Below are 24,105 nucleotides of genomic sequence, written 5' to 3'. Positions count from 1 at the left end.
ACTTCCCTTCCGCATGTGCCGGGGATCAACCGTCGAGATTGACGATCTCGACCCGTCGGTTTTCCGCTGCTTCCGGCTGGACGGGGTTCTTCAGGCGCTCTTCGCCGAAGCCGACCGCGATCAGACGGTCGGGGGAGATGCCGAAGGTGGAGACCAGATAGCCGCGCACCGCATCGGCCCGGCGTTCGGACAGATCCATGTTGTAGTCGCGGCTGCCGGCAGCATCCGTGTGGCCATTGAGGAGCATGCGGGACTGACCCAGGTTCCGGTCGAGCAGGGCCTGGCCGAGAGCGTTGAGGTCTGGAAGCGATGCGGGCGTGATCTCGGCGGAATTGTAGGCGAACTGGATTTCGATGTTGATGTGCGGCAGGTCATAGGTGTCGATGATCTTCGCCACTTGCTGCTTCATTTCCACCTTCAGGCCGCGGGTCGGCAGCTTGCCGAGATAGGCGCGCTCGGCCTCGGGAAGGGTGGGCGCGGGGGGCGAAGGCTTCAGACCGCGGGTCAGCGGCTTGTTCAGCTTCGGCTTGAGCTGCTGGATGATGGCATCGCTCGACAGAGGCTGGGTGGCTGACTGGCCAAGGGCTGCCGGGGCAACAAGGAGACTGGCTGCAAACGCCGCGACTGTGACGAAGCGCACAGTCTGCGACCCCGGTCGGTTGCTAGTCATGAAACACGGTCCTTGAGTAAAGTTCTGTTCAGAAACGGTGGTTACCCTCACGAGGGTACTTTAAGACGATTATTGCCGCGACGAAAAGCATCAGGCTTGAAAAAGGGTCTCAGACATCTGAGCATGACGCTGAGCGATTTGCCAGCAGTGGGTGAAGAGATTCACCTGCAATATTAAGATATTGTGACGATTGCTTCCTCGTGTTTCCGGAAACACCATCGGTGCAGACGAGAGAGACGGGGGGCGGTGAGAGACGCCGGCAGGACTCCTGCTGCGCGGATTGGGGGTAGTTTGGGCAGTTTCCTGATGTTTGCCGCCTGTGCAGTCGCGTTTCTGCTCTCGGTGCCTGCCGCCAGTCACACGGGGCTGACCACCTGGGCATCGATCGCGGCAGCGGTCACGGCCTTCACGGCCATGGCGCTCAATCAGTTCCTGGCAACGCGCCCTCGGTTTCTGGAAAGCGCCTTCGGCGGCCTGGATCGCATGTATCACGTGCATCGGCAGCTCGGGTATCTCGCCTTCGGCCTCATGCTCTTCCACTATTTCGTTTCGCCGAATTTCCGCGGCAAGGTGCTGACCACGGGGCTGAACGAGCTGGCCGGGGAGGCGGGAGAGATCGGTTTCTACGGACTGGTCACGCTGGTCGGCGTCAGTCTTTTCAAGCGCATTCCCTGGACGCGGATCGAGATCCCCTGGCAGCTCTGGCGCCAGAGCCATCGCTTCATTGGCGTGTTCTTCGTCTTCATCGCGTTCCATCTCAATTTCATCAAGCGGCCCTTTGACGGAACGGCCCTGCTCGCCGGATATCTCAATGTCATGGCCGCGCTGGGCGTTTGCAGCTTCGCGGTGACCCAGATCCGGCCTTTCCTGATGCGCAAGCGCTACCGGGTGAGCGAGATCCTGCCCCTTGCCGGGGCGACGCTGGTGCGCGCCGTTCCCGTGTCTTCGGGCCTGTCGGCGCGGCCGGGTCAGTTCGCCTTCATCGGGGCGGAGCGGGCAGGGCTTCGCGAGCCGCATCCCTTCACCATCGCAAGGCATGGAGAAGGCAACGAAATCGGCTTTGCCATCAAGCCCTTGGGCGACTTCACCCGCCGGCTGCGCGACGAGCTGAAGGTGGGCGACACCCTGCGGGTCGAGGGCGGCTATGGCAGGTTCGAAGCCGGACGGGGGGCGGAGCGCCAGGTCTGGATCGCGGGCGGTATCGGCATCACGCCGTTCCTTGCGCTGGCGCAGGAGCTGCGCAGTAATCCGCAGCGCTGCGTGCATCTGTTCCACTGCGTGCGCAACACGGAGGAAGCTGTCGGCGACACCGAGCTTGCGGCTCTGGCGCAGGAGCTGCCGAATTTCGATTTCACGCTGCATGTCTCGAAGACGGATGGGCGGTTCACGGCAGAAGGACTTCTGGCGCGGTCCACGGTGGACCCGGGCGGTGCGGAACTGTGGTTCTGCGGCCCGGCCGCCCTGCGCGAGGCGGTGACAGGCGATCTTAAGCGGCTGGGCCACAAGCCTGCCCGCGTCAGGTTTGAACGTTTCGAGTTCCGGTAATCCGGCGGACGGGTCAGGATCAAGGAGAGGAACAATGAGCATGAGTGGCACGCGACGCGGGACGGACGCTTCTTCCCGCAAGCCCGGGGCGAAGATCGTCCCCCTCCTCTCCGCGATCATTCTGTCGCTGGGATATGGCACGGGCGGGACCCGGGCCGCCGACCTTTTCGGAGACGGCGCCTTCTCCTCCTATCAGGCCGATGTGAAGAACGGCGAATATCTGGCGAATGCGGCCGGATGCGTCGGCTGTCACGCGGCGGGCGAGGACACAAGCCTGCTTTCGGGCGGCCGCCAGCTTGACACCTATATCGGGACCTTCTTCGTGCCTAACATTACCGCCCACGCCAATGGCACCGGCGGCTGGAGCAATTCCCAGTATCTGAATGCGGTGATCAATGGCCTCGCGCCGGACGGGCGCAACTATTACCCGGTCTTCCCTTACGCGGCCTATGCGGGGATGAAGCCGGAGGACGTGCTCGACATCAAGGCCTATATCGAGACGCTGCCTCAGTCCGATGCCGCTTCCGAGAGGCACGAGGTCTCCTTCCCGTATAATCTCAACAGCACCATCTCGCTCTGGAAGCGGGGCAACCTGACGACGCCGGCCTTCCAGCCGGGCGATGGCTCGCAGATGTCGCGCGGACGCTATCTCGTCGAGACCGTCGGGGCCTGCGGCGAGTGCCACACCCCGCGCAGCCTGACCTGGGGCCTGAGCGCCGATGAGGCACTGACTGGGGAGAAGGGGATCAACGGAGAGCTCGCTCCCGACATTTCCACCGCCCGGATGACAGGCCTGTCTCACCCGGATGTCTTCTCGAAGGATTTCCTCGACAAGGGGCTGAAGCTTTCGGGCAGTCCGGTCACCTCTCCGCTCAAGCGCAACATGGTCAAGGGACTGGCGGTGCTGACCGATGAGGACCGGCTTGCCATGCTCGCCTATCTGACGGGCCGCGAGCAGGAGGTGAAGAAGGTGGAACTCAGCGCCACCGCCACCTGCCGCGCCGACAGTGGGGGCGCTGCCCTGCCCGCCGGGGACCTTGCCAGCAAGGCGGATGATTTCGTCGGGCGCTATTGCCGCAACTGTCACGGGCTCGGCGAGAGCGCCCAGGGCAGTTTCCCGGCGGGAGACCTTGCCTCGATTGCCCGCAATCCGGCCTTCGTGACGCCGGGCAACCGGATGCAGTCCCTGCTCTACACCAGCGTGTCCAGCGGCCGCATGCCCTATGGCCAGAGCCCTTCGGACGAAGAGCTCGAGGCGTTGGGCGCCTGGATCGAGAGCCTGGACACGGCCGAGATCAGTGCGGAACCGGCTCCGGCCGCCCGTTTGCGCCCGATTCGTCACTGGAAGGATCAGGCGGAGCTGGCGCTGCGCGATCTTTCGGGGGTGGACGAACGGGACCGGCCCTTCATCCGCTATTACACCTTCCTCAACCTCTACAATGGCGTGCATCCTTGCGAGGACATGGACGCCTTCGGGCGGCGGCTCGATCTCTATCGGGCCGGGTTCCGCAAGCTGCTGAACTCTGTGTCCCAGGGCCCGCGTCTGGTCATGCCGGACCCGGTCGAAGGCGCCAACAATCTGCTGTTCCGGGTCGATATCCGCGATTTCAAGTGGGATGTGGAGCGCTGGAGCAAGCTGGCGGAAACCTACCCTTACGGCTATGCGCCGGAGAATGATCCGGCGCTGCTGGCCCTGTCGGACCAGACCGGCGCCCAGTTGCCGATCATGCGGGCGGACTGGTTCATGGCCAATGCCAGCCGTCCGGAAATGTATCACATGCTGCTCGACCTGCCCGAGAACATCGGGGATCTGGAACGGGCGATGGGCGTGGACGTCAATGCCAACATCGAGCGGCTTGCCGTTGCCCGCGGCGCGTTCCTGGAAGGGTCGTCCGGGGTCTCCGACCATAACCGGCTGCTGGAGCGTCATGATCTGCCCGGCGGCGGATATTACTGGAAATCCTACGATTTCGCCGGCAGCCGCGAGGCGCAGAGCCTGAAATTGCATCCTCATGGTCCGGCGGAGATCGCGCCGCTTGCCGACGGGCTGGAGCCTTTCGAGCATGACGGCGGCGAGATGCTCTTCACGCTGCCGAACGGCCTTCAGGGCTACTATCTCTCCACCGCCGCAGGCGACCGGATCGACCGGGGGCCGACGGCCATCGTGTCCTTCCGCCAGCGGCCGATCGGCAAGGGGATCGACATCATCAACGGCCGGTCCTGCATGAGCTGTCATTCGGACGGGATCATCTCCAAGCGGGATCAGCTGCGGGCTCATCTGGAGACCTCGGCGCTCTTCTCCCTCGACCAGCGCGACACGCTGCTGCGCATGTATGTGGAGCAGACCGAGCTCGACAGGCTCTACGATCAGGACCGGAAGGTCTTCATCGATGCGCTGGCGAAGATCGAGGCCACTGAAGTTGCTCCGGACGGTACGGTGAAGAGCCGCAGCGGTCCGGGCAAGGAAGAGGTCGTCACCTGGTTCGCCGACTTCTATGAGGCCGATCTGGATGCGGAGATGCTGGCGGCGGAGTTCGAGATGTCGCTCGAGGACTTCGAAACGGCGATCCAGCGGGTGCAGGATCCCACGGCGCGCAGCTTTGCCATCGACTGGATCAACCAGACCCGGGCGGGGGTGCGCGTGCCCCGCTTCGAGGTGGAGGAGCAGTTCGCCCGCCTGATCAAGCCGGTGCTCAATCTGGATCCGCTCACCCATCCGGGCCGGGTGGAGACCACCGGGCTGCTGCCGGCAAGCTACAAGGATGCCAGCTATCGGGACGACGGCTACCGGGAGGACGAGAATGCCGTTGCCCTGAAACTGCGGGTGGATGTGGCCAATACGGATGTCTTCGTCGACGAGAACCTGAGCTTCCGGGTGACCGCGAACAACGCCTGCGAGTTGCAGATCTTTTATGTGGAGGCCGATGGCAATGTGGAGATCATTCCCGACGCCATGATCGGCGATCCTGTCCTGCATCCCGGTCAGCCGCGGATCATCCCGGATCCTGCGGTCGGGGCGCTGGTCTTCGACACGCCGGCCCATGACGAGACCCTGGTGCTGAACTGCCGGGAAGGGGGCTTGGGCAATCATCGGCTCAGCGCGGCCGAGGCGCGCAAGCTGGTGCGCGCCACCCGCCAGCCGCCCTCGCGCGGTCTTGCGGTGAAGCTCTTCGAGAAAAACCGCACCGAGCTCGCCGCCCAGTCCCTGCCGCAGGCCAAGGGCCAGACCCTTGCCCCGCCGCGCCAGACCTCGGCGGTGCACATGGTGACCTTCAACGTCCAGGCCCGCAACTAGGTGAGGGGCCAAAGTGATGATGCAAAGGGCAGGGCCGGGAGACCGGTCCTGCCCTTTCGGTTTTATGGCTGGGCCCTCCTGAGGAATGCCGGGACGCATTATCCGGTCCCGGGCGCAGCCACTCACCCTCTCCGTCGTCGAACCATGGCATGACGGCGGTGGGCGAGGGGTGCGAAAGACACAGAGGCCAAAGGCTGGATCCTCGGCACGAGGCCGAGGATGACCACCGAGGCGTTGAAGGTCCCAGGTGTGAGAGCTCAGAGACCTGCGGCAGGTGTCGCCCGCCGATGTTCCCTGTCACGCACCCTTTCCTTCGTCACTACCGGGCGTGACCCGGCAATCCATGCGGTGACGCCTCGACCCGGCATGGCCGCGCGAAGAGGCGAGGGGAGGGCATGACGGGGGTGGGAAACGCGGTCGAGGAGCCTTTGGTCTTACGGCCGGACGATGGTGAAGCCGGCTTCGTCCAGTTCCATCAGGGTCACCACTCCGGCGGGGACGATCTCCACGTCGTCCAGCAGGGGTACGTCCCTGCCTTCCGTCTTGCTCATGGCGTCGATGGTGTTGCCGCAGGCGGCGAAGGTCACGTTGGGCATGCTCTGGGCGAAGGACTTCATCCGGTCGGCGACCGGGGTGGTGTCGGCGCGCAGCATGTGAAGACCGGCGCTGAAGGCGACAACGCGGATCTCCACCTCTTCGCCCAGATCCGAATAGTGGCGGGAGACGTTGGCGGCGATGTTGAGCACGCTGGTCATCTTGTCCGGATCATTGTCGCTGATCTGAAGGGCGAGACGATGGATGCCGTCTGCAGCGCTGGCGGGGGTCGGGCTGGCCAGGGGCGTTGCGGCGGCTGCACCGAACAGGGTCAGGGCCGCAAATCCGTGCTTCATCAGGGTTCTGCGATCACACCACATCTCTTCCTCCTCCCGGGAAGCCGGCCGGAATATCCGGCCGTACAGACAGGCTGGGCCAAGGGGGGGCGTGGCTCCCTCGGCGATGGGGCGTCAGGCCCCGGAGAAGGATGCGGAGGCTGCGCCGTCCCGCGCCTCCGTCTCCTCCCGTGGCCTGCATCCTCCCGGTCAGTCGACGCCGCCGGCGCCCCCTGCCTCGTCATCATCCACGGACCCGGGGGTCACGTCGAGGATGCGGGCGTGCATGGTGATCTCCACCGGGCCGGGCTTGCAGCTTTCCATGCAAGGGGCGGAGGTCGCCATGTCGTGGCCTTCCGCATCCCGGTCATCGGCGATGAAATTCTCCTCGTTGGGCAGACGGATCTCCGTGAAGTTCTCGTTGGAGAGCTCGAACTCCTCGTCGGTGACCACGTCGTTCAGATAGAGAAGATAGGCCGTCAGGGCATAGACATCATCATCCGACAGGGAGCGGGCGTTGCCGAAGGGCATGGCGCGGCGCACGTAGTCGTAGACCGTCGAAAGATAGGGCCAGTAGGAGCCGATGGTTTTTTCCGGCCGTTCGTCGGTCAGGGTGTCCTGACCCCCGGCGAGAACCGGCCAGCGGCCGACGCCCTCACCGAAGTCGCCATGACAGACGGCGCAGTTTTCCGAGAAGAGCACCTCGCCATCGGAGACCGTGCCGCGGCCAACCGGCAGACCGGTGCCATCCGGGCGGATGTCGATGTCCCAGGCGGCGATTTCCTCCGCCTCGGCCTTGCGGCCGAGACCGAAGACCTTGCCGTCATGGCCAGAGGCTGTCGGGGTGGGGGCCGCCGAGGTCGTGTCCGGAGCCGCATCGCTGCGGGTTTGCTCCGGTTCTGGCGCCGCCGCAGGCGCAGGCGCAGGCGCAGGGGCCGCCTGAGCCGAGAAGCCGGCGAGATAGGCGATCACGTTGTCCAGATCCGCATCGGACTTCAGCCCGGCGAAGGCCATCTTGGTGCCGGGCACCATGTCCTTCGGCTTGGCGAGATAGGTTGCAAGGGTCTCCGGGGTCCAGACAAGACCGTCCCCGCCGGCCTTGATCATGGCCTTGGAATACTTGAAGTCCGGCAAGGTGCCGGCGGTGCGCCCGATCAGCTCGTTGAGCTCGGGCCCGACCTTGTTCTTCGCGCCTTCGCCGACCGCGTGGCAGGCGGCGCATTTCTTGAAGACCTTCTCGCCCGCAGCCGGATCGCCCGCCAGCGCGGTGCCGGTGGCGAGGATCAGCGGCAGGGACAGGGTGAGCAGGGGACGCGCTAGCGCGCGCCAACTGCCGACCCGCGCATCACGAAACTTCGACATTTTCCACGGTTCCATCTGCTTTGACATGCCAGGTCTGGATGCCGTTGTTGTGATAGATCGAGTTCTCGCCCCGGGCGGCGCGCAGCTCGTTCTTGGTGGGCTGGTAGAACCCGTGCTCGTCCATCGCCCGGGACTGGAGAAGGAGGGGGGAACCGTCCCAGGCGATGTCGAGATAGAAGCGATGCAGGGCCTTGGAGAGGGAGGGTCCGTCGAGGCGTGCGGTGGTCCAGTTGCGGCCGCCGTCGATGGAGACATCCACCCGCGAGATGCGCCCGTTGCCGGACCAGGCCAGACCGGAGATGACCAGCGGACCCTTGCCGTGGGTGATCGGGGCCTGGGGGCTGGGGCTGGTGATGACGGACTTGGGGTCCATCACCCAGGTGAAGCGGCGCGCCTTGCCGTTGGCCAGAAGGTCCGTGTATTTCGAGGTTTCCTCGCGCTGGTGCCAGGGTTCGTCGCCCACCTCGATGCGGCGCAGCCATTTCACCCACATGTTGCCTTCCCAGCCCGGCACGACGAGGCGCAGGGGATAGCCCTGTTCGGGCCGCAGGGCCTCGCCGTTCATCTTGAAGGCGACAAGGCAGTCGTCGAGCGCCTTTTCCAGCGGGATCGAGCGGGTCATGGCGGAGGCATCCGCGCCCTCGGGCATCACCCACTTGGCCGAAGTCTTCACGCCGGCCTCCTCGAGGAGGAGCTTCAGCGACACGCCCGTGTACATCACGCAATGGACCATGCCGTGGGTGTACTGGCAGCCGTTGAGCTGGGATCCGCGCCATTCCATGCCGGAGTTGGCCGCGCATTCCAGGAAGTAGAGCCGGTTCTCGCGGGGGAAGCGCTTGAGGTCCTCCATGGTGAAGACCAGCGGTGTGTCGACCAGGCCATTGATCATAAGCCGGTGCGCGGCCGGATCCACGTCGGCGATGCCGGCATGGTGACGCTCGAAACACAGGCCGTTGGGGGTGATGATGCCGTCAAGTTCATGCAGGGGCGTGAAATTGACCGAGCTCTCGGTGGCGGCGGTCAGCCATTCCACGTCCCGGCGCACCACATGGGCTTCGTATGGCGAGGGGGTGCCATAGGGACGGGCCTGCACGCCGTCGCCCAGATAGCGGTTCCAGTCCTGCACCTCGGTGATCAGCGGATCGCCAGCCGCGCGTGCGGCAACGGCGGTTCCCGCCAGGGTGCCTGCACTCAGGCCCGCCTTGAGCAGGGACCGGCGGGAGAGGGCCGCCGGCGAGAGGGGTGTCTTTGTTTCGCTCATGAAGATGTCCTCAGGATGCGCGAAGGGAAAAGGGGTCAGCCGGCCAGCTTGACGGACTGGTTGTCCGGCAGGACGACGACGGGATTTTTCGACAGATGGGCCTCGACGACCTCGGCGATGGGCGGGCCTTCCGTGCCCTCGTTCACCGAGGCCCAGCCGGCGACGATGTATTCGCGGGCCGGATCGATCGCCTCGCCGGTGGACAGCAGGGTCATGGCGGAGATGCGCTCGCCGATCGATTTCGACGGGTCGATGGTGTAGCCCATGCCGCCGACACGAACCATGTCGCCCCCCTGCTGGTAATAGGGATCCGGGTTGAACAGGTTGTCGCCCACATCCTCCAGAATGTCCTTGAGCATCTGACCGGTCATGGCCGTGCGATAGGCGGCCGGATAGGTCATGGCGCAGGCGTTGTGCACGTCCTCGAAGGTGATGTCCTGGCCTGGCAGCAGCGTGGTGCCCCAGCGGAAGCCGGGGGAGAGGGCGATCTCCGCATCGCGTTCGGACAGGAGCGCCTGGCAGATCAGGTCATCGAAGGTGCCGTTGAAGTTGCCACGCCGGTAGAGGAGACTTTCGGTGCGGCCGAGCACCCGCTGGAGATCGGCCTCATAGGGCGCGCGCACCTCGTCGATGAGGGCGCTCATCTCCGCATCCGGCGTGATCACGTCGGAGAAGATCGGGATCAGGCGATGGGCATAGCTGGTGACCTTGCCGTCCTGGACGTCGAGGTCGATGCGGCTGAGGAACTTGCCGTTGGAGCCCGACGCGATCACCAGCGTGTTGTTGACGATCACCGGCTCGGGCAGGGCGTCATGGGTGTGGCCGGTGAGGATCACATCGATCCCGTCGACGCGGGAGGCCAGCTTGCGGTCCACGTCGAAGCCGTTGTGGGAGAGGAGCACGACCACGTCTGCGCCTTCTGCAATGGCTTCTTCGACGTGGGCGGCAATGTCCTCTTCCTTGATGCCGAAGGACCAGTCGGGGATCATCCAGCGGGGATTGGCGATGGGGGTGTAGGGGAAGGCCTGACCGATGACGGCGACCCTTGCGCCGCCGCGTTCATACATGCGCCAGGCCTCGAAGGCGGGTTCGTCCCACTCCGCGTCATAGATGTTGGAGCCGAGGAAGGCGAAGGGCAGACCGTCGATGATCTCCTTCACCCGGTCTGTGCCATAGGTGAACTCCCAGTGTCCCGTCATGGCATCCGGCTTCAGGGCGTTCATCACCGTCACCATGTCCTGGCCAAGGGTGGCGTTGGAGGTGAAGCTGCCCTGCCAGGTGTCGCCGCCATCGAGCAGCAGCACATTGTCGTCGCCGCGCTCGGCGCGGATGCGGCGGATCACGGTGGCGATCCGGTCCAGTCCACCCATGCGGCCATAGCTGCGGGCCAGCGCCACATAGTCCTCGCTCGTCAGCGCATAGGCATCCGGGGATCCGGGCGCGATGTTGTAGAGCTTCAGGAAATCGGCCCCGGTCACGTGCGGCGGCTGGCCGGCAACCTCGCCGATACCGAGGTTGATGGAGGGCTCGCGGAAATAGAGCGGCTTCAGCTGGGCGTGAATGTCGGTGATGTGGACGAGGGTGAGCTTGCCCTTCGGGTCCATGGCCAGGAGCTGGTCCTCCGTCAGGCTCTGCTGCGCCATCAGCCGCGACCAGGATCCGGCCATGCCGGAGCCCAGAAGGGCGCTGGTGGCTGTCGCCGCCATCAGGAATTCACGTCTGGAAAACATCTGGGCCTACTCCGTTTCAGGCTCATGGTCGGCAGGTCTGCGGCACGGGGGCGCTGTCCGGCTGTGACAGGCCGGTGATCAAAGCACGCGTTGCGGACACTCGATGGATCAGGGGCCGGTGCGGGGTCTCCCCGCACCGGACGATGGGTTCAGGCCCGCGGGTGCGGGGCCTCTGGCGCAGGGCCTATTGGCGAACCGACGGGGTTTCGACGCCGAGGCCCGTGCCGCGCCAGGTGACATAGACTTCCAGTGCCATCAGCTCGTCGGAGAAGGCGGCCGGGAAGGCCGCGCGAGTGTCCCGGATGCAACCGCGGAAGCGGTTGTGCAGGGAGACCATTTCGGACTGCTTGAGGCGATAGGTCGGGAAGCCGTTGACGTTGCCCTGGCTCAGGTGGTCGGCGCGGATGTAGTTGCCGTTGTTGTCCTCATGGCACGAGGCGCAGGAGAGGTTCAGCTGGCCCATGCGGGTGTAATAGGTCTCCTTGCCCTTTTCCCACCAGGACTGCATGTCGCCGGAGGTGAGGTCGATGGAGACCGGTTCGCCGAGGGACTGGTGCCGGATGAAGGTGGTCAGCGCCCGCTGGTCGGGGGCGTCGAACTTGTAGGGCTCGGCCTGCATGTTGGCTTCGCGGCACTTGTTGATCTGAAGCTCGACGTTGATCGGCCGCTTGGCGTCCGCATCCCACTTCGGGTAGTGGGCGCCGATGCCTTTCAGGAATTCCTTGCCGTCCCCGTGACAGGAAGCGCAGGACTTGCCGGCCGCACCATCCACGGTGTTCCAGATCGTCTCGCCCTGTTCCACATAGAGCATGCCCGGGTTCTGGAAGCTGTCGGCCTCCAGCGCGCGGGTCTCGTCCGTGCGGTAGAGCCAGCCGGATGTCACCTCGTCGAGGGGATGTCCTTCGGGCGCAGGCGCGCGGGTGATGATCTCGGTCTCGCCGTCGATGATGAGTTGCTCATCCACGGGTCCGCCCGAGAGGGCAGGTGTGGCCGCGACGATGATCGCCGACAATGTCCACCCCAGTCTTTTCGTGATCCTGGCCAAATCGTCTCCTCCCGATTGGTGCGGTCCCTCGGTTGCCGTCATTCCACGGCGATGGAATTCACCGCCTCGTAGATGCTCCCGTCGTCGTCCACCCAGGTGAACTTGAATGTGCCCGGCTCATCGACCCGGACGTTGAATTCCAGATAGGGGTTGGCCGAGACGGCGGGGTCCATGTCGCAGGTGAAGACCACCTGGCCGTTGAACTCGCAGGTGAACTTGTTGATGATCTGGCGCGGAACCAGATTGCCGGCCTTGTCCTTGCGCTGGCCGGATTCCATCGGGTGGCTGATCAGCGTCTTGATCGCGATCACCTCGCCCTTGGCGGCCTTTTTCGGCACTTTCACGCGGGGTTTGTTGTCTGCCATTTGTCTGTGTCCTTGTTGATCTGGCGAAGCCTGTCGGGATCCGGAATCCGGGGGGCGGTCAGCCGCCGCAGCCGCCGATCGTCACCTTGACTTCCTTGCGGTCGATGAAGACCGAGCCGTCGTTCATGCGGGCGACTGCGATCACGTTCTGGGTCTTCGCCAGACGGATGCGGGTCTTGGCCTCCGCCACGCCGCTCAGGGCGGTGAAGTGGAAGGTCGCGACGGCGGGATTTGGATTGCCATCGGCCAGGATCAGCACGGACTCAACGTAGTTGTCGGCGGTCATGGGGCTGTCGACCGATACGCCGACCGGCACGGTGTTGCCGTTCTCGGCGATCTCGGGCGTGTCGAGCGAGACGGTGCCTTCGGTCGGGGTCGCGCCCTTGGTGAAAGCCATGATGGCCTCGTCGGTGGACTGCGCGGCGGCAAGCGCCAGGCGCGGCAGGAAGGCCAGGGTAACGGCGGCGCCGGCCGTGGCGCCCAGCATCTGGCGTCGGGTGATCGTCATGGAAAGCTCCTTGAAGCGGTGTCTCAGTTGTCCTTGAGCGTCATGAGATAGGAGACGACGTCTTCCACCTCCTGCGCGGTCAGAATGGTCTTGCCCTTGTGCTCGTCATCGACATTGGCGCCGACCTTGAGGGTGTAGAAGCCGGGCATCACGGTCTGCTCGCCGAAGACGGCCTTGCTGTTCATGACGATGGCGCGCAGCTGCGGCTCCTCCCAGCGGCTGGCCACCCCGTCGAGGCTGGGGCCGACATCGCCGTGGAAGAGCTCCTTGCTCAGGTCGGCGTTCTCGTGACAGGCGAGGCAGTTGCCCTTCTTGCGGTCGGCGAAGGCCGCGCGCCCGGAGGCCGGATCGCCGGCGGTGCCCGTCAGGGACTGGGCGAAGGACATGTCCTCGATGGGCAGGCTGTCCGGTTCGATGGTGCCGGCCCTCGCGGCGGCGCTTGCGATGAGACCAAGGCCGACAATCGACGCCGGCAGCCCCAGGTTCTTCAGGCCCTTCAACATTGGTCCGGGTTTCCTCCTCCTCTCAGGACAGACGGCACTGCACCGGCAGTCTCTGCCGGGATGCCGTTCCATCCCCGGCGACTCCTGCAGGGCCGCCGTTCCTCCTCAAATAGAAACATATGATTTTTTGAATGTGTATGGCAAGTGCCAAGTTCCGCTGCGTCGAAGCAATCTTCTGAGCTTCAGTCGGAGACCGCTTTGCCCTCTTCGCGCATCCGGTTGATGATGCGGGCGTGGTACTTCTGAAAATGCTCCTCGCCCTCGTAGCCCTTTTCGCGGACCCAGCGGAACATGTTGAGGAAGGTGAGCTTGCCAAAGGCGCCGGGCATGGTGGCCACCGCTGCCTGGGACACGGAGCCTTCCGCCGGTGCCTCCTCGGGCAGGAAGACGATGGTGGGGGTGAAGACGAAGCCCCATTTGCGGGCGGCGGTCTTTTCGGTGAGGGTCTCGCCGTCCAGGTCGGTGACCTCCTCGTCCCCGAACATGTTGTATTGCACGACCATGTAGTTGGCCTTGATGAAGTCGCTCACCTCCGGGTCGGAGAGGATCTTCTCATGCATCTGCCGGCAATAGATGCAGCCGCGCTGTTCGAAGATCAGGACCAGCCGCTTGCCTTCGGCCTGGGCCGTCGCGATGTCTTCGGCCACATCGCGGAAGGTCACCGTGAACCAGGGCTCCTTGTGCAGCCCGTCCTCGCCCATTTCCACCGCATGAGCGGTGCCGGGGAGGGCCGGAAGCAAAGCGCCGGCACAGAGAAACGCAAGGAGTGCTGCGGAACGCAGGCAAGGGATGGGGGGAAACCGGACCATGATCGTCCTCCGGGATCAGCCGACCTGGGTAAAGGCCGGGAAGGTTTCGAGAAGCCAGTTGGCGATTGCCGAAACCTGGCCGGTGATGATGAGAAGTCCGGTGAGCACCAGAAAGCCGCCCATGACCTTTTCCACGAGGCCCATGTGCCGACGGAATCGCCGGGCGAAGGCGAGGAAGCGGCTGGCGAAGGCGGCGGCGATGATGAAGGGCAAGCCGATGCCCAGGGCGTAGACCGCAAGCAGGCTCGCGCCCGTCCAGGCCGTGTCCGACCCGCCGGCGACGAAGAGGATCGAGGCCAGAACCGGGCCGACACATGGGGTCCAGCCGAAGGCGAAGGCCAGGCCCATGACGAAGGCACCGAGCAGTCCCGTCGGCTTCGACTGGGGATGGAAGCGCGCTTCGCGGAAGAGAAGCGCGATGCGGAACAGCCCCAGGAAGTGGAGGCCCATCACGATGATGAGCGCACCGGCGATGATCGACAGGGTGTCGTAGTAGCGGGCGATTGACTGACCGACCACATTGGCGGTCGCGCCCAGTGCCACGAAGACGACCGTGAAGCCGAGCACGAAGGCGATGGCGGCGAGGATGATCCTGCGTCCGGTCTCCGAGGTCGGGCGCTCCTCCTGCAACTGATCGACGCTGACACCTGCGAGAAAGCAGAGATACGGCGGCACGATGGGCAGCACGCAAGGGGACACGAAGGAAAGAAGGCCGGCGAGAAATGCCGCCCCCAGCGAAACGTCGAGCATGTCCCCTCCCACTCCTCCCCGGTGAGGCTTCTCGAAATATTCAAAAAGCGCTATATATCGCAAACACAGTTTGGCGGAGAGTTCAACATGGCAAGTGTGCTGCAGCTGCGAAGACCGCGGAGCCCGGTCCGGTCTTCCTTCAGGCGACGACCGTCATGGATGGGGGCGATCACGGCGGCGGGTGCGCGTGTACTTTCATGGTGCGTCGTGATGAGCGCCCTGCTGGCGCTGGGCCCGCCGGGCGGGGCGGTGGCGGCCGAGCTGGTGATGCTCGAGCAGCCGGGCTGCGCCTGGTGCAAGCGGTGGAACGAGGAGATCGCGCCAGCCTATCCGAACACGCCCGAGGGGCGGCGGGCTCCGCTGCGCCGCGTCGATATCAGCCGCCCCTGGCCGCAAGATCTGGATGGTATTTCGCCTGACGTGCTGACACCGACCTTCATCCTGATTGAAGACGGTCAGGAAGTTGCCAGACTGCGAGGCTATCCGGGTGAGCACTTCTTTTGGCCCGTTCTTGGCGAAATGATTGAAAAACTTGGGTCAAAGACCCCAGAAGCCGATTGAACTCCGGCTTCGCTTGGGGCATCAAGCACAGGTGGAGGATCGTGCGGCGAGATGGACGCACCAACCGGGATTGGTCAAGTGATGCAGGAACCTTCGAAGGACGCCTCCGGGATGTCCAAGGATGTGGACCTTCTGATCCAGCAGGCGCGCAAGGCAAGCGACCTGCTCAAGGCGCTGTCCCATGAAACGCGTCTGGTGATTCTCTGCCTGTTGTCGGAGGGTGAGAAGTCCGTCTCGGAGCTTGAGGAAATTCTCGCCATGTCCCAGGCTGCGGTGTCGCAGCAGCTGGCACGCCTGCGGCTCGAAGGCCTCGTTCAGGCCCGCCGCGATGGACGCATGATCTACTACAGCCTCATGAACAACGAGGTGAGCACCGTGATCGCCGGTCTCTATGACCTCTTCTGCAAGGACGTGCGCGGCGGCGATGTCTGAGGGCCTGTTCGCCTGACGTTGCGTGCAGTGCACCACGCGGGCGGTTTGCCGCCTCCGGATCGCACTGCTAGTCTCGCCTGAAAAGACGCCATCCCTTGCATGGCGCGTGAGGAAACGCATCAACGGCCAGAGGGGGAGCTCGGTCATGGTGGCGCTGGACGCTTCTCTTTTGTTGCCCGTCCTCGGGGGACTTGCCGGCGTGGCCCTCGGGTTCGTCGCCCGGTCGACCCATTTCTGCACGCTCTCGGCACTGGAACGGTTCTGGTATGCCGGCGACAGTTCGGGCATTCGCTGCTGGGCTCTGGCATCGCTCGTGGCGCTGGCGGCGACCCAGCTGCTGGTGGTGTTCGGCTTCGCCGATCCCCGGCTCTCCTTCTATCTCGCCTCCGACTTCCCCTGGACCGGCGCGATTGCCGGCGGGTTGATGTTCGGCTTCGGCATGGCGCTGGTGGGGACCTGCGGCTTCGGGGCCGTGTTGCGTCTGGGGGGAGGCAGCCTGCGGGCGCTCGTGGTGCTGACGGTCATCGGCCTGTCGGCGCTCGCTGCGCAGCGGGGGCTCGTCGGGCTCGTGCGCCGGCCGCTCGTCGATGATCTGGCCCTGTCCTTCGACTGGAGCGGAAGCCAGTCCCTCGGCGACATTCTGGCAACCCTGCTGGGTCTTCCCGCCTTTCCGCTGGTGCAGCCGCTTCTGGCCCTGCTGATTGCCGCTGCCGGCCTGTGGTGGGTGTTCCGGCCGGCGTCCTTCCGGCGGCATCGGGTGCGGATTGCGGCTTCGGCTGTCATCGGACTGGTGATCGCCTTTGGCTGGGCGGTAACCACCCAGCTTGCCAACGGTGCGCTGGCTCCGGTGCAGGTCGAGGCCGGATCCTTCGTGGTGCCGGTGGGCGACACCATCCTCCAGCTCATCACCTATACCGGGACCGGACCGGACTATGGGGTGGGGCTTGTCGTTGGAACGGTCGTTGGTGCGGCGCTGGCCGCCTTCCGCAAGCGGGACATCCGCTGGGAGGCTTGTGACGATGCGCGGGAACTCGGGCGCCACATTCTGGGTGGTACGCTGATGGGTGTCGGAGGTGTCTTCGCCATGGGCTGCACGGTAGGCCAGACGATGACCGGCTTCTCCGCGCTCGCCATTTCCGCGCCCGTCGTCACGCTCTGCATGGTGCTGGGGGCAAGGCTCGGCCTGTCCCTGCTGGTGGAGGGCTCTCTGCTCTCGGCCTTCCGGCGCAACGAAGGGACGGAACGCCCCTCCGCTGCCGAATAGCCCTTACTCCTCGCTTGCGACGAAGCGGTAAGCCGTGCCCGAACGCTCGACCCGGCCGCTTGCCGGGGTGGGGAAGTGATAGCCGATGACCCGGCTCCGGTCGCCTGCAAGCCGGTCGAGCAGGGCGAGACGGGTCGCGATCGCCTGCTGTGGATCCTGGTCGCTGCCTGAGATCCAGTCCGGCCGCTCGAAGGAAATCACCGCGTTGGAGATGGCATCTCCGACAATCAGCACGCTCTCTCCCGCATCATGCAGCATGTAGGACGTGTGGCCCTGCGTGTGGCCGGCCGTGTCCACTGCCTCGATGCCCGGCAGGATTTCCTGCCCCGGACGGATCAGTGTGACCCGGTCCTCGATGGCCGCGAAACGGGTCTGGGCGCCGACGACGAAGGTGCGGCGCTCCTCCGGGGTCTGCGAGAGCGTGGTGTCGGCGCGCCAGTAGTCCCATTCGGCTTGCGGCACCAGAACCTCCGCATTGGCAAAGAGCGGTTCGTCGAACTCGTCGAGCATGCCCCAGAGATGGTCCGGGTGGCCATGGGTCAGAACCACATGGGTGATCTCGTCGGAGGAGATCCCCGCCTCGTCCAGACGTTGGGGCAATTCGCCCGCGGTCGCCTGAAAATTTCCGCCGGAGCCGACATCGAAGAGGATCGTGCGATCCCCGCTGCGCACCAGCGTGACGTTGCAGTCGGGCACAAGTGCATCGATGGGCAGGCCGTGGGGCGAAAGCAGCGCGCTGATTTCCTCCGGCGTGCGATCCGGCAGGGCGAAGGACATGGGCAGCGTCAGATGACCATCCGACAGGACGGTGATCGCGTGCTCTCCCAGCTCCAGCGCGCGGGCCGGGGTGACGAAGCCGAGGGATCGCGTCAGCGGGGCAAACGCGCCCGTGGCGAGCAGGCCAGAGCCCGCGAAAAGGCCGGAGCCGGTGGCAAGCAGCTTTCGGCGCGACAGATGCGGGCCTGATGTTTCGGACATGTTGACCTCCCATACATTCAAATTCATGAATATATCTATGTTTTGTTGACCCAGGTCAATGAGACCCGACGTCAACGTGGCTTCCGTGAAGACGCGCTGCGCGGAGAGCGCCCCAGAAGCGATCACTGATACGGGAGCCTGCCGATGGATCTGTCCTTCCTGCTGGAACGTCTGCCGGAACCCTGGGTTTTGGCGCTGGGCGGCTTGCTCGTGGGCGTGGCCTTCGGGGCGTTTGCCCAGCAGAGCCGGTTCTGTCTGCGCGCTGCCTCGCTGGAGTTCGCGCGCGGACGGGTCGGCGACCGGCTGCCCATCTGGCTTCTGGTCTTCTCCACCGCGCTGCTGGGAACCCAGGCGCTCGTCAGCCTTGGTGAGGTTCAGGCGGAAGAGGCGCGGCAACTGGCATCTCCCCAGAGCCTGTCGGGCGCCTTGCTTGGCGGGTTGATGTTCGGAGCGGGCATGGTGATGGCGCGCGGGTGTGCCAGCCGGCTGCTGGTGCTCTCGGCCACGGGAAACCTGCGTGCGCTGCTGTCCGGTCTGGTCTTTGCGGTGATGGCACAGGCGAGCCTGCGCGGGCTGTTGCGCCCCTTGCGCGAGAGCCTTGCGGGCCTGTGGACCACCGGCGACATCGGCGGCAATGATCTTCTGGTCCATCTGGGCCTGAGCACCGGCGGGGCCTTTGCCATTGGCGGGGTCTGGGCGCTGGCCGGGGTCTTTTATGCCTGGCGCAGCCGGATGGGCCTCTGGCGGCTTTGTGCCGCCGTCGGGGCGGGGGCGGCCATTCCGCTCGCCTGGTGGTTTACCTCTGCCATGGCACGTCAGGCCTTCGATCCCGTGCAGGTGGAAGCTGTGACCTTCACCGGTCCGTCCGCCGACACGCTGATGCTGCTGCTGTCGCCTCCGGGGGAGATCCTCGACTTCGACATCGGGCTGGTGCCGGGTGTCTTTCTTGGCTCCTTCCTGGCGGCCTGGTTCAGTCGCGAGCTGGTACTTCAGGGCTTCGAGGGCGGCAGGTCCATGGCCCGCTACATGGCCGGGGCGGCCCTCATGGGCTTTGGCGGCATGCTGGCAGGCGGCTGCGCGGTGGGGGCGGGCGTCACGGGCGCTTCTGTCTTTGCGGTGACTGCGTGGATCACGCTGGCGGCGATCTGGCTTGCGGCGGGGATCACCGACCGGCTGATCGGCGGCGAAGGCAGGGCCAACCCCTAGGACCCGCAGGATCGGCCGGAAGCCCCGGGCGAGAGGATCTCGCGCCCGGGGGCTGTTTTTCAGGCGGCGCTGTAAAGCGAGGCGATCTCGCTGGCGTATTTGGTCTGGATGTTGGACCGGCGCACCTTCATGGTTGCGGTCACCTCGTCGTCGTCATGGTCCAGCTCCTTGCTCAGGAGATAGAACTTGCGGATATGGGCCACCTGGGCAAGCTGGCTGTTGGCCGCATTGATCTCCGTTTCCACCAGCGCGCGGACAGCCGGGTTTTCCGACAGGTTGCGGAAATTGGTGAAGGAGATGTTCTTCTCCTCGGCCCACCGTCCCACGGTCTCGAAATCGATCTGGATCAGGGCGGAGACATATTTGCGGGCCTCGCCGATGACGATGCATTCCTTGATGAAGGGGCTGCTCTTGACGGTGTTCTCGATCTCCGAAGGGCTTAGGTTCTTGCCGCCGGCGGTGATCATGATGTCCTTCAGACGGTCGACGATGCGGAACTGGCCGTCTTCCACCTTCACCACGTCACCGGTGTGCAGCCAACCGTCCCGGATGGTGGCCTCGGTCGCGCCCGGGTTCTTGTAATAGCCCTTGAAGACCACGTCGCCGCGGATCAGCAGCTCCCCGTTGTCCCCGACCCGCGCATCCACTCCGCGCACCGGAATGCCGACGGAGCCGGAGTCGAGCCGGTCGAGGGTCTGGCCCAGCACAATGCCGCTGCACTCGGTCATGCCGTAGACCTCGATCAGCGGAACGCCGAGCGTGCGGAAGAAGCGGACGATCTTGGGCGAGATCGGCGCCGCTCCGGTCATGGCGACGGACGCGCGGCGCAGGCCGATGTAATTCTGCAGGGCGCGGAAGACGAGCAGGTAGCAGACGAGATAGGTGAGATGCTGGGTCAGGCTGCGCTCGGCCCTGGGCACTTCGGCAAAGGGTTCGCACAGGCGGCAGGCCAGGTCGAAAAGCGCCTTGCGGTAGCCTCCGGCCTCCAGCATGCGGATGTAGATGGAGGAGTGGAGCTTCTCCCAGATGCGCGGCACGCCGAGGAACATGGAGGGCGCCAGCTCGCGCAGGTCTTCCTGCACGGTGCGCAGGGATTCCCCGAAGCAGACCCGGTAGCCCACATAGATCGGTGTCATGGTGGTGCAGATCTGTTCGGCCACATGGCAGAGCGGCAGATAGGAAAGATGGGAGGAGGCGGGCGTCGCGCCGATGCAGGCCACCATGGCCACCGCCTGGGCACGGATGCCGCGATAGGTCAGCATGGCGCCCTTGGGCTTGCCGGTGGAGCCGGAGGTGTAGATCATCAGCGCCACATCCTCGAGGGTCTGGGCGGCAAGACGCGCGTCGATCAGTCCCGGGTTCTCGTCCCGGTGGCTCGCGCCCAGCTGTTCCAGACGGTCGAAGGACATGACGAAATCGGTCGAATAGGCTCTCAGGCCCTTGGTTTCCACGACCACGATCCGGCGCAGCAGAGGCAGCTGGTCGCGCACCTCCATCACCTTGTCGAGCTGTTCCTGATCCTCGCAGATGATCACCTCGGTGTCGGAATGTTCCAGCACATAGGCGACCTCATTGGCCGGACTGGTGGGATAGACGCCGATGGCGATGGCGCCGATCGCCTCGGTGCCGAGCTGGCCGAGAACCCACTCGGCCCGGTTCTCGGACAGGATAGCCACATGGCCTCCGGTCTCGACGCCCAGGGCGGCCAGGCCGTGCCCGACCAGACAGGCGCGGTCGAAATAGGCCTTCCAGGTGATCGGGTTCCAGATGCCGAAGTCCTTCTGCAGAAGGGCGATCCGGTCCGGATGGCGCGCGGCCTGTTCGCGCAGCATCTGGGGAAGGGTCAGGGCGGGGAGCTCGGATGTCATGTGCAAACCCTCAGGAAAGCCAGCGCTTGCGGCGCTTGTAGTGCTTGATCTCGCGGTAGCTCTTGTGGTTCTCGCCGCCGCTCATGCCGAGGTAGAACTCGCGCACGTCCTCGTCGGCGGTCAGTCGCTCGGTGGGACCGTCCAGCACGATCTTGCCGTGTTCCATGATGTAGCCGTAGTGGGCGACGGCGAAGGCGATGGAGGCGTTCTGTTCCACCAGCAGCATGGAGACGCCCAGATCCCGGTTGATCGAGGCGATGATGGTGAAAATCTCCTCCACCAGCAGGGGCGACAGGCCGAGGGACGGCTCGTCGAGCAGGATCAGCGACGGTTGGGCAATCAGCGCACGGCCGATCGCCAGCATCTGCTGCTCGCCGCCCGACAGATAACCGGCCAGCCCGTTGCGCCGTTCGTGCAGGCGCGGGAAATACTGGTAGACCAGATCGAAGCCCTTCGGCTTCACGCCACGGCCCGACAGGGCGAAGGTGGCGGCCGTGAGGTTTTCCTCCACGGTCAGGTCCTCGAAGATGCGGCGCCCCTCCATCACGTGGAAGAGGCCGCGCCGCACCAGCGCATGGGGTGCCAGACGGGCGGTATCCCCCCCGTCGAAGCGAATGGATCCGGCAGTGACGGCGCCGTTCTCCAGCGTCAGGAGGTTCGAGACCGCCTTGAGCGTGGTGGATTTGCCGGCGCCGTTGGAGCCGAGCAGGGTCACGATCTTCCCCCGCTCGACCGCCAGCGACAGGCCGCGGAGCACCTGGATCGTCTTGTTGTAGACAACCTCGATGTTGTTGATGTCGAGGATGGTATCCACGGCCATGCGTCTTACTCCTGCAGGCTGATCCAGTCGGACGCCGGGTCCATCTTCTGGGTCGCGGCGTTGTAGGTGTAGATGCGGCCCACCGGGATGGAGTTGCCGCTGATGGTGATCGGCTTGCCGATGATACCGCCGGTGTCGAAGTCCTTGATGGTGTTCAGGGCAGCCTTCAGGTTCTCACCATTGAGCTCCTTGCCGGCCTCGAGCGTGCGCTTGGCGGCTTCGGAGAAGAGCATGGCGGTGAGGAAGCCCTGCATGTAGGGGGTCGAGCGGTAGTCGGGGCGCATCTGGCGGATGCGGTCCAGCATCGGCGCATCGTCGGCCTCATCGTCGGCATAGCGATAGGGCATCACGCCCATGTAGCCGTTGGCGACATCACCGACCTTGGCCCAGGAGCCCGGGTCCATGGACCAGAAGGTGCCCATGAACTTGGTGTCGAGACCAAGCTGCTTGGCCTGGCTCATGAATTCGGGGATCGGGGCCAGAAGGTAGCCGTGGAAGATGGCGTAGTCGGGCCGGGCGCGGCGCAGCTTGAGCACCTCGGTGGAGACATCGACGGCCGTCGGCGGGGTGATGATTTCCTCGACGATTTCCAGCCCAAGCTCCTGGGCGCGGGCCTTGGTGCCGGCAATCGGATCACGGCCGAATTCGGTGTCGGAGTTGACGAGGACGATCTTGGCGCCCGGCTTTTCCTTGGCGATGTATTCCAGCAGGATGCCGGTCATTTCCGTGTAGTCCGGCCCGGCCATGAACTGGAAGGGATAGGTCGCCGGGTCATTGAGCTCGCTGGCATAGGAGGTGCCGGCCATCAGGATGGAGCCCATGCGGTTGAGTTCCGGATTGATGGTCTTGGCGAAGCCCGTGCTGTCGCCGTAGTAGAAGTGGATCTCTTCCTGGCTGTTCAGCTTGTTGAAGGCGGCCACCGAGGCGTCGACCTTGTAGGCCGTGTCCTCGTAGACGAAGCGAAGCTGGCGTCCCGCGATGCCGCCTTCTTCGTTGATCATCTTCACGTAGTCTTGGATGCCGGCTTCCACGCCGACGCCGGCGAAGCCGAACATGCCGGTGAGCGGCAGGGAGCCCGCGATGACGATCTCGTCGGCGGACAGGGCCGGCAGGCTCGCGCCGAGGGACAGGGTGAGCGCCGTCGATACGGCCAGAACCAGTCTTCTTGAGAATTTCATCATTTCAAATTCCTCCTCGAGATGTTCCCACGTCTGTTTTTGTCATTTCCGGAAGGGCCAAAGGTGGAAGAACCTGCGGATCCTCTGGATGATTTCGGCCAGTCCCTTGGGCTCCGCGATGAGAAAGCCGATGATCAGGGCGCCGAAAACGATGGTCCGAATGGGCGAGAGTGCGGTGACCGCATTCGGAAAGATCGTGGTCAGCCACTCCACCGCGAAGCGCAGCAACTCGGGGACAAGGGTCATGAAGACGGCGCCGACGACGCCGCCCAGGATGGTGCCCATGCCGCCCACGATGATCGCTGCGAGGAAGAAGATGGAGTAGATGAAGGGGAAGCTTTCCGGGGTGACGACCCGGAAGAAATAGGCCCACATGCCCCCGGCGACGCCCGCATAGAAGGACGAGACGGCGAAGCTCAGAAGCTTGTAGCGCAGCAGGGAGATCCCCAGCACTTCGGCCGAGATGTCCCGGTCTCGGATGGCGATGAAGGCGCGGCCGATGCGGGTGCGGAAGAGATTGGCTGCCCCAAGCACCATCAGCGCGGTGATCGGCACGAAGACATAGTAGAGGTGGACATAGTCCGTCAGCTCGACGCCGAAGAGGCTGGCTGGGGTGACGTTGATGCCGGAATTGCCGTTGGTGACGCTCTGCCAGTTGACGAAGACGAAGTGCAGGATGAAGGAGGCGGCGATCGTCGCGATGGCGAGATAGAGCCCCTTCACCCGCAGGCTGGGCAGGCCGACGACCAGTCCGACGCAGGCTGCCACCGCCCCGCCAACCACCAGATTGACGAGGAAAGGCAGGCCGGTGCGGGCTTCCAGCACGGCCACCGTATAGGCGCCGACCGCCATGAAGGCCGCCTGGCCGATGCTCACCAGACCGGTGAACCCGGTGAGGATGTTGAGCCCGGTGGCACTGGCCACGTTGATCGACACGAGGCAGGCGAGATAGAGCCAGTAGTTGTCGAGTGCCAGGGGTGCCAGGGCGAGGGCGATCAGCAGGATCGCCATCCAGAGCCGCTGGGGGCTGGTGGTCAGGAGAGCCTCGTCGGCCCGGTAGCTGTGTTTTGCGGTACCAATCAACAT

Annotated in this window: 22 protein-coding genes; 6 read left to right on the top strand and 16 right to left on the bottom strand. The window is 64.8% G+C overall.

Features of this window, described 5'->3' with window-relative positions:
- Positions 1-25 precede the first annotated feature (25 nt).
- Positions 26-670 carry an OmpA family protein gene (locus FR728_RS11965; protein WP_149892880.1) on the bottom strand — a complete coding sequence of 215 codons (645 nt, stop codon included), beginning with the start codon at positions 668-670 and terminating at the stop codon, positions 26-28.
- 306 nt (positions 671-976) lie between these two features.
- Here FR728_RS11965 and FR728_RS11960 point away from each other — a divergent pair, with 306 nt between their 5' ends.
- Together FR728_RS11960 and FR728_RS11955 are read left to right on the top strand one after the other, a co-directional pair.
- The gene (locus tag FR728_RS11960) at positions 977-2,215 is read left to right on the top strand and encodes a ferredoxin reductase family protein (RefSeq protein ID WP_149892879.1); all 1,239 of its coding nucleotides are present in this window, start codon (positions 977-979) and stop codon (positions 2,213-2,215) included.
- A 40-nt stretch (positions 2,216-2,255) separates the two neighbouring features.
- Positions 2,256-5,510: a c-type cytochrome gene (locus tag FR728_RS11955; protein WP_149892878.1), complete on the top strand. Its 3,255-nt coding sequence runs from the start codon at positions 2,256-2,258 to the stop codon at positions 5,508-5,510.
- A 434-nt stretch (positions 5,511-5,944) separates the two neighbouring features.
- Here the strand turns inward: FR728_RS11955 and FR728_RS11950 are convergent, their stop codons facing one another.
- The 10 genes from FR728_RS11950 to FR728_RS11905 form a co-directional block, all read right to left on the bottom strand.
- Positions 5,945-6,400: a DsrE family protein gene (locus FR728_RS11950; RefSeq protein WP_149892877.1), complete on the bottom strand. Its 456-nt coding sequence runs from the start codon at positions 6,398-6,400 to the stop codon at positions 5,945-5,947.
- Positions 6,401-6,589: 189 nt separating this feature from the next.
- The gene (locus FR728_RS11945) at positions 6,590-7,741 is read right to left on the bottom strand and encodes a c-type cytochrome (protein WP_149892876.1); all 1,152 of its coding nucleotides are present in this window, start codon (positions 7,739-7,741) and stop codon (positions 6,590-6,592) included.
- Positions 7,725-9,002: a sulfite dehydrogenase gene (soxC, locus tag FR728_RS11940; protein ID WP_149892875.1), complete on the bottom strand. Its 1,278-nt coding sequence runs from the start codon at positions 9,000-9,002 to the stop codon at positions 7,725-7,727. The genes FR728_RS11945 and soxC overlap by 17 nt, the downstream gene beginning before the upstream one ends.
- 35 nt (positions 9,003-9,037) lie before the next feature.
- Positions 9,038-10,732, bottom strand: a complete 1,695-nt coding sequence (gene soxB, locus FR728_RS11935) for a thiosulfohydrolase SoxB (protein WP_149892874.1) — start codon at positions 10,730-10,732, stop codon at positions 9,038-9,040.
- A gap of 184 nt (positions 10,733-10,916) precedes the next feature.
- Positions 10,917-11,744, bottom strand: a complete 828-nt coding sequence (soxA, locus tag FR728_RS11930) for a sulfur oxidation c-type cytochrome SoxA (RefSeq protein WP_244304569.1) — start codon at positions 11,742-11,744, stop codon at positions 10,917-10,919.
- 71 nt (positions 11,745-11,815) lie between these two features.
- Positions 11,816-12,142, bottom strand: coding sequence for a thiosulfate oxidation carrier complex protein SoxZ (soxZ, locus tag FR728_RS11925; RefSeq protein ID WP_149892872.1), 327 nt, complete (start codon positions 12,140-12,142; stop codon positions 11,816-11,818).
- A gap of 58 nt (positions 12,143-12,200) precedes the next feature.
- Entirely contained in the window at positions 12,201-12,650 is a 450-nt protein-coding gene (gene soxY, locus FR728_RS11920) for a thiosulfate oxidation carrier protein SoxY (RefSeq protein WP_149892871.1), read from the bottom strand.
- Between the two features lie 23 nt (positions 12,651-12,673).
- Positions 12,674-13,153 carry a sulfur oxidation c-type cytochrome SoxX gene (soxX, locus tag FR728_RS11915; RefSeq protein WP_149892870.1) on the bottom strand — a complete coding sequence of 160 codons (480 nt, stop codon included), beginning with the start codon at positions 13,151-13,153 and terminating at the stop codon, positions 12,674-12,676.
- 182 nt (positions 13,154-13,335) lie between these two features.
- A complete protein-coding gene (locus FR728_RS11910) occupies positions 13,336-13,962 on the bottom strand; it encodes a SoxW family protein (protein ID WP_149892869.1) in 627 nt (208 codons plus the stop codon).
- 15 nt (positions 13,963-13,977) lie between these two features.
- Positions 13,978-14,712, bottom strand: coding sequence for a cytochrome c biogenesis CcdA family protein (locus FR728_RS11905; protein ID WP_149892868.1), 735 nt, complete (start codon positions 14,710-14,712; stop codon positions 13,978-13,980).
- 210 nt (positions 14,713-14,922) lie between these two features.
- On the opposite strand from FR728_RS11905, the gene FR728_RS11900 reads away from it, so the two are divergent.
- From FR728_RS11900 to FR728_RS11890, 3 genes are all read left to right on the top strand, one after another.
- Positions 14,923-15,273, top strand: a complete 351-nt coding sequence (locus tag FR728_RS11900; protein WP_149892867.1) for a thioredoxin domain-containing protein — start codon at positions 14,923-14,925, stop codon at positions 15,271-15,273.
- A 111-nt stretch (positions 15,274-15,384) separates the two neighbouring features.
- Entirely contained in the window at positions 15,385-15,705 is a 321-nt protein-coding gene (locus tag FR728_RS11895) for an ArsR/SmtB family transcription factor (protein WP_244304567.1), read from the top strand.
- 145 nt (positions 15,706-15,850) lie between these two features.
- Positions 15,851-16,969, top strand: coding sequence for a YeeE/YedE family protein (locus FR728_RS11890; protein ID WP_149892865.1), 1,119 nt, complete (start codon positions 15,851-15,853; stop codon positions 16,967-16,969).
- A gap of 3 nt (positions 16,970-16,972) precedes the next feature.
- Here FR728_RS11890 and FR728_RS11885 read toward each other — a convergent pair whose 3' ends face one another.
- On the bottom strand, positions 16,973-17,947 hold the full coding sequence (locus FR728_RS11885; RefSeq protein WP_149892864.1) for an MBL fold metallo-hydrolase: 975 nt from the start codon (positions 17,945-17,947) through the stop codon (positions 16,973-16,975).
- 144 nt (positions 17,948-18,091) lie between these two features.
- On the opposite strand from FR728_RS11885, the gene FR728_RS11880 reads away from it, so the two are divergent.
- Positions 18,092-19,153: a YeeE/YedE family protein gene (locus tag FR728_RS11880; RefSeq protein ID WP_149892863.1), complete on the top strand. Its 1,062-nt coding sequence runs from the start codon at positions 18,092-18,094 to the stop codon at positions 19,151-19,153.
- Between the two features lie 59 nt (positions 19,154-19,212).
- On the opposite strand, the gene FR728_RS11875 is transcribed toward FR728_RS11880, so the two are convergent.
- Genes FR728_RS11875 through FR728_RS11860 form a run of 4 tightly spaced genes read right to left on the bottom strand, consistent with a single transcriptional unit; the run spans position 19,213 to position 24,105 of the window.
- The gene (locus FR728_RS11875) at positions 19,213-21,021 is read right to left on the bottom strand and encodes an AMP-dependent synthetase/ligase (RefSeq protein WP_149892862.1); all 1,809 of its coding nucleotides are present in this window, start codon (positions 21,019-21,021) and stop codon (positions 19,213-19,215) included.
- Between the two features lie 10 nt (positions 21,022-21,031).
- Positions 21,032-21,841, bottom strand: coding sequence for an ABC transporter ATP-binding protein (locus tag FR728_RS11870; RefSeq protein WP_149892861.1), 810 nt, complete (start codon positions 21,839-21,841; stop codon positions 21,032-21,034).
- A 5-nt stretch (positions 21,842-21,846) separates the two neighbouring features.
- Positions 21,847-23,022, bottom strand: a complete 1,176-nt coding sequence (locus FR728_RS11865) for an ABC transporter substrate-binding protein (RefSeq protein ID WP_188318885.1) — start codon at positions 23,020-23,022, stop codon at positions 21,847-21,849.
- Between the two features lie 39 nt (positions 23,023-23,061).
- Positions 23,062-24,105, bottom strand: a complete 1,044-nt coding sequence (locus FR728_RS11860; RefSeq protein ID WP_149892860.1) for a branched-chain amino acid ABC transporter permease — start codon at positions 24,103-24,105, stop codon at positions 23,062-23,064.

Origin of the sequence: Roseibium aestuarii (assembly GCF_008477545.1) — a bacterium.
Classification (GTDB): Bacteria; Pseudomonadota; Alphaproteobacteria; order Rhizobiales; family Stappiaceae; genus Roseibium; species Roseibium aestuarii.
The sequence above is the reverse complement of the archived record's forward strand: the minus strand, read 5'-3'. Positions and strand labels throughout refer to the sequence as shown.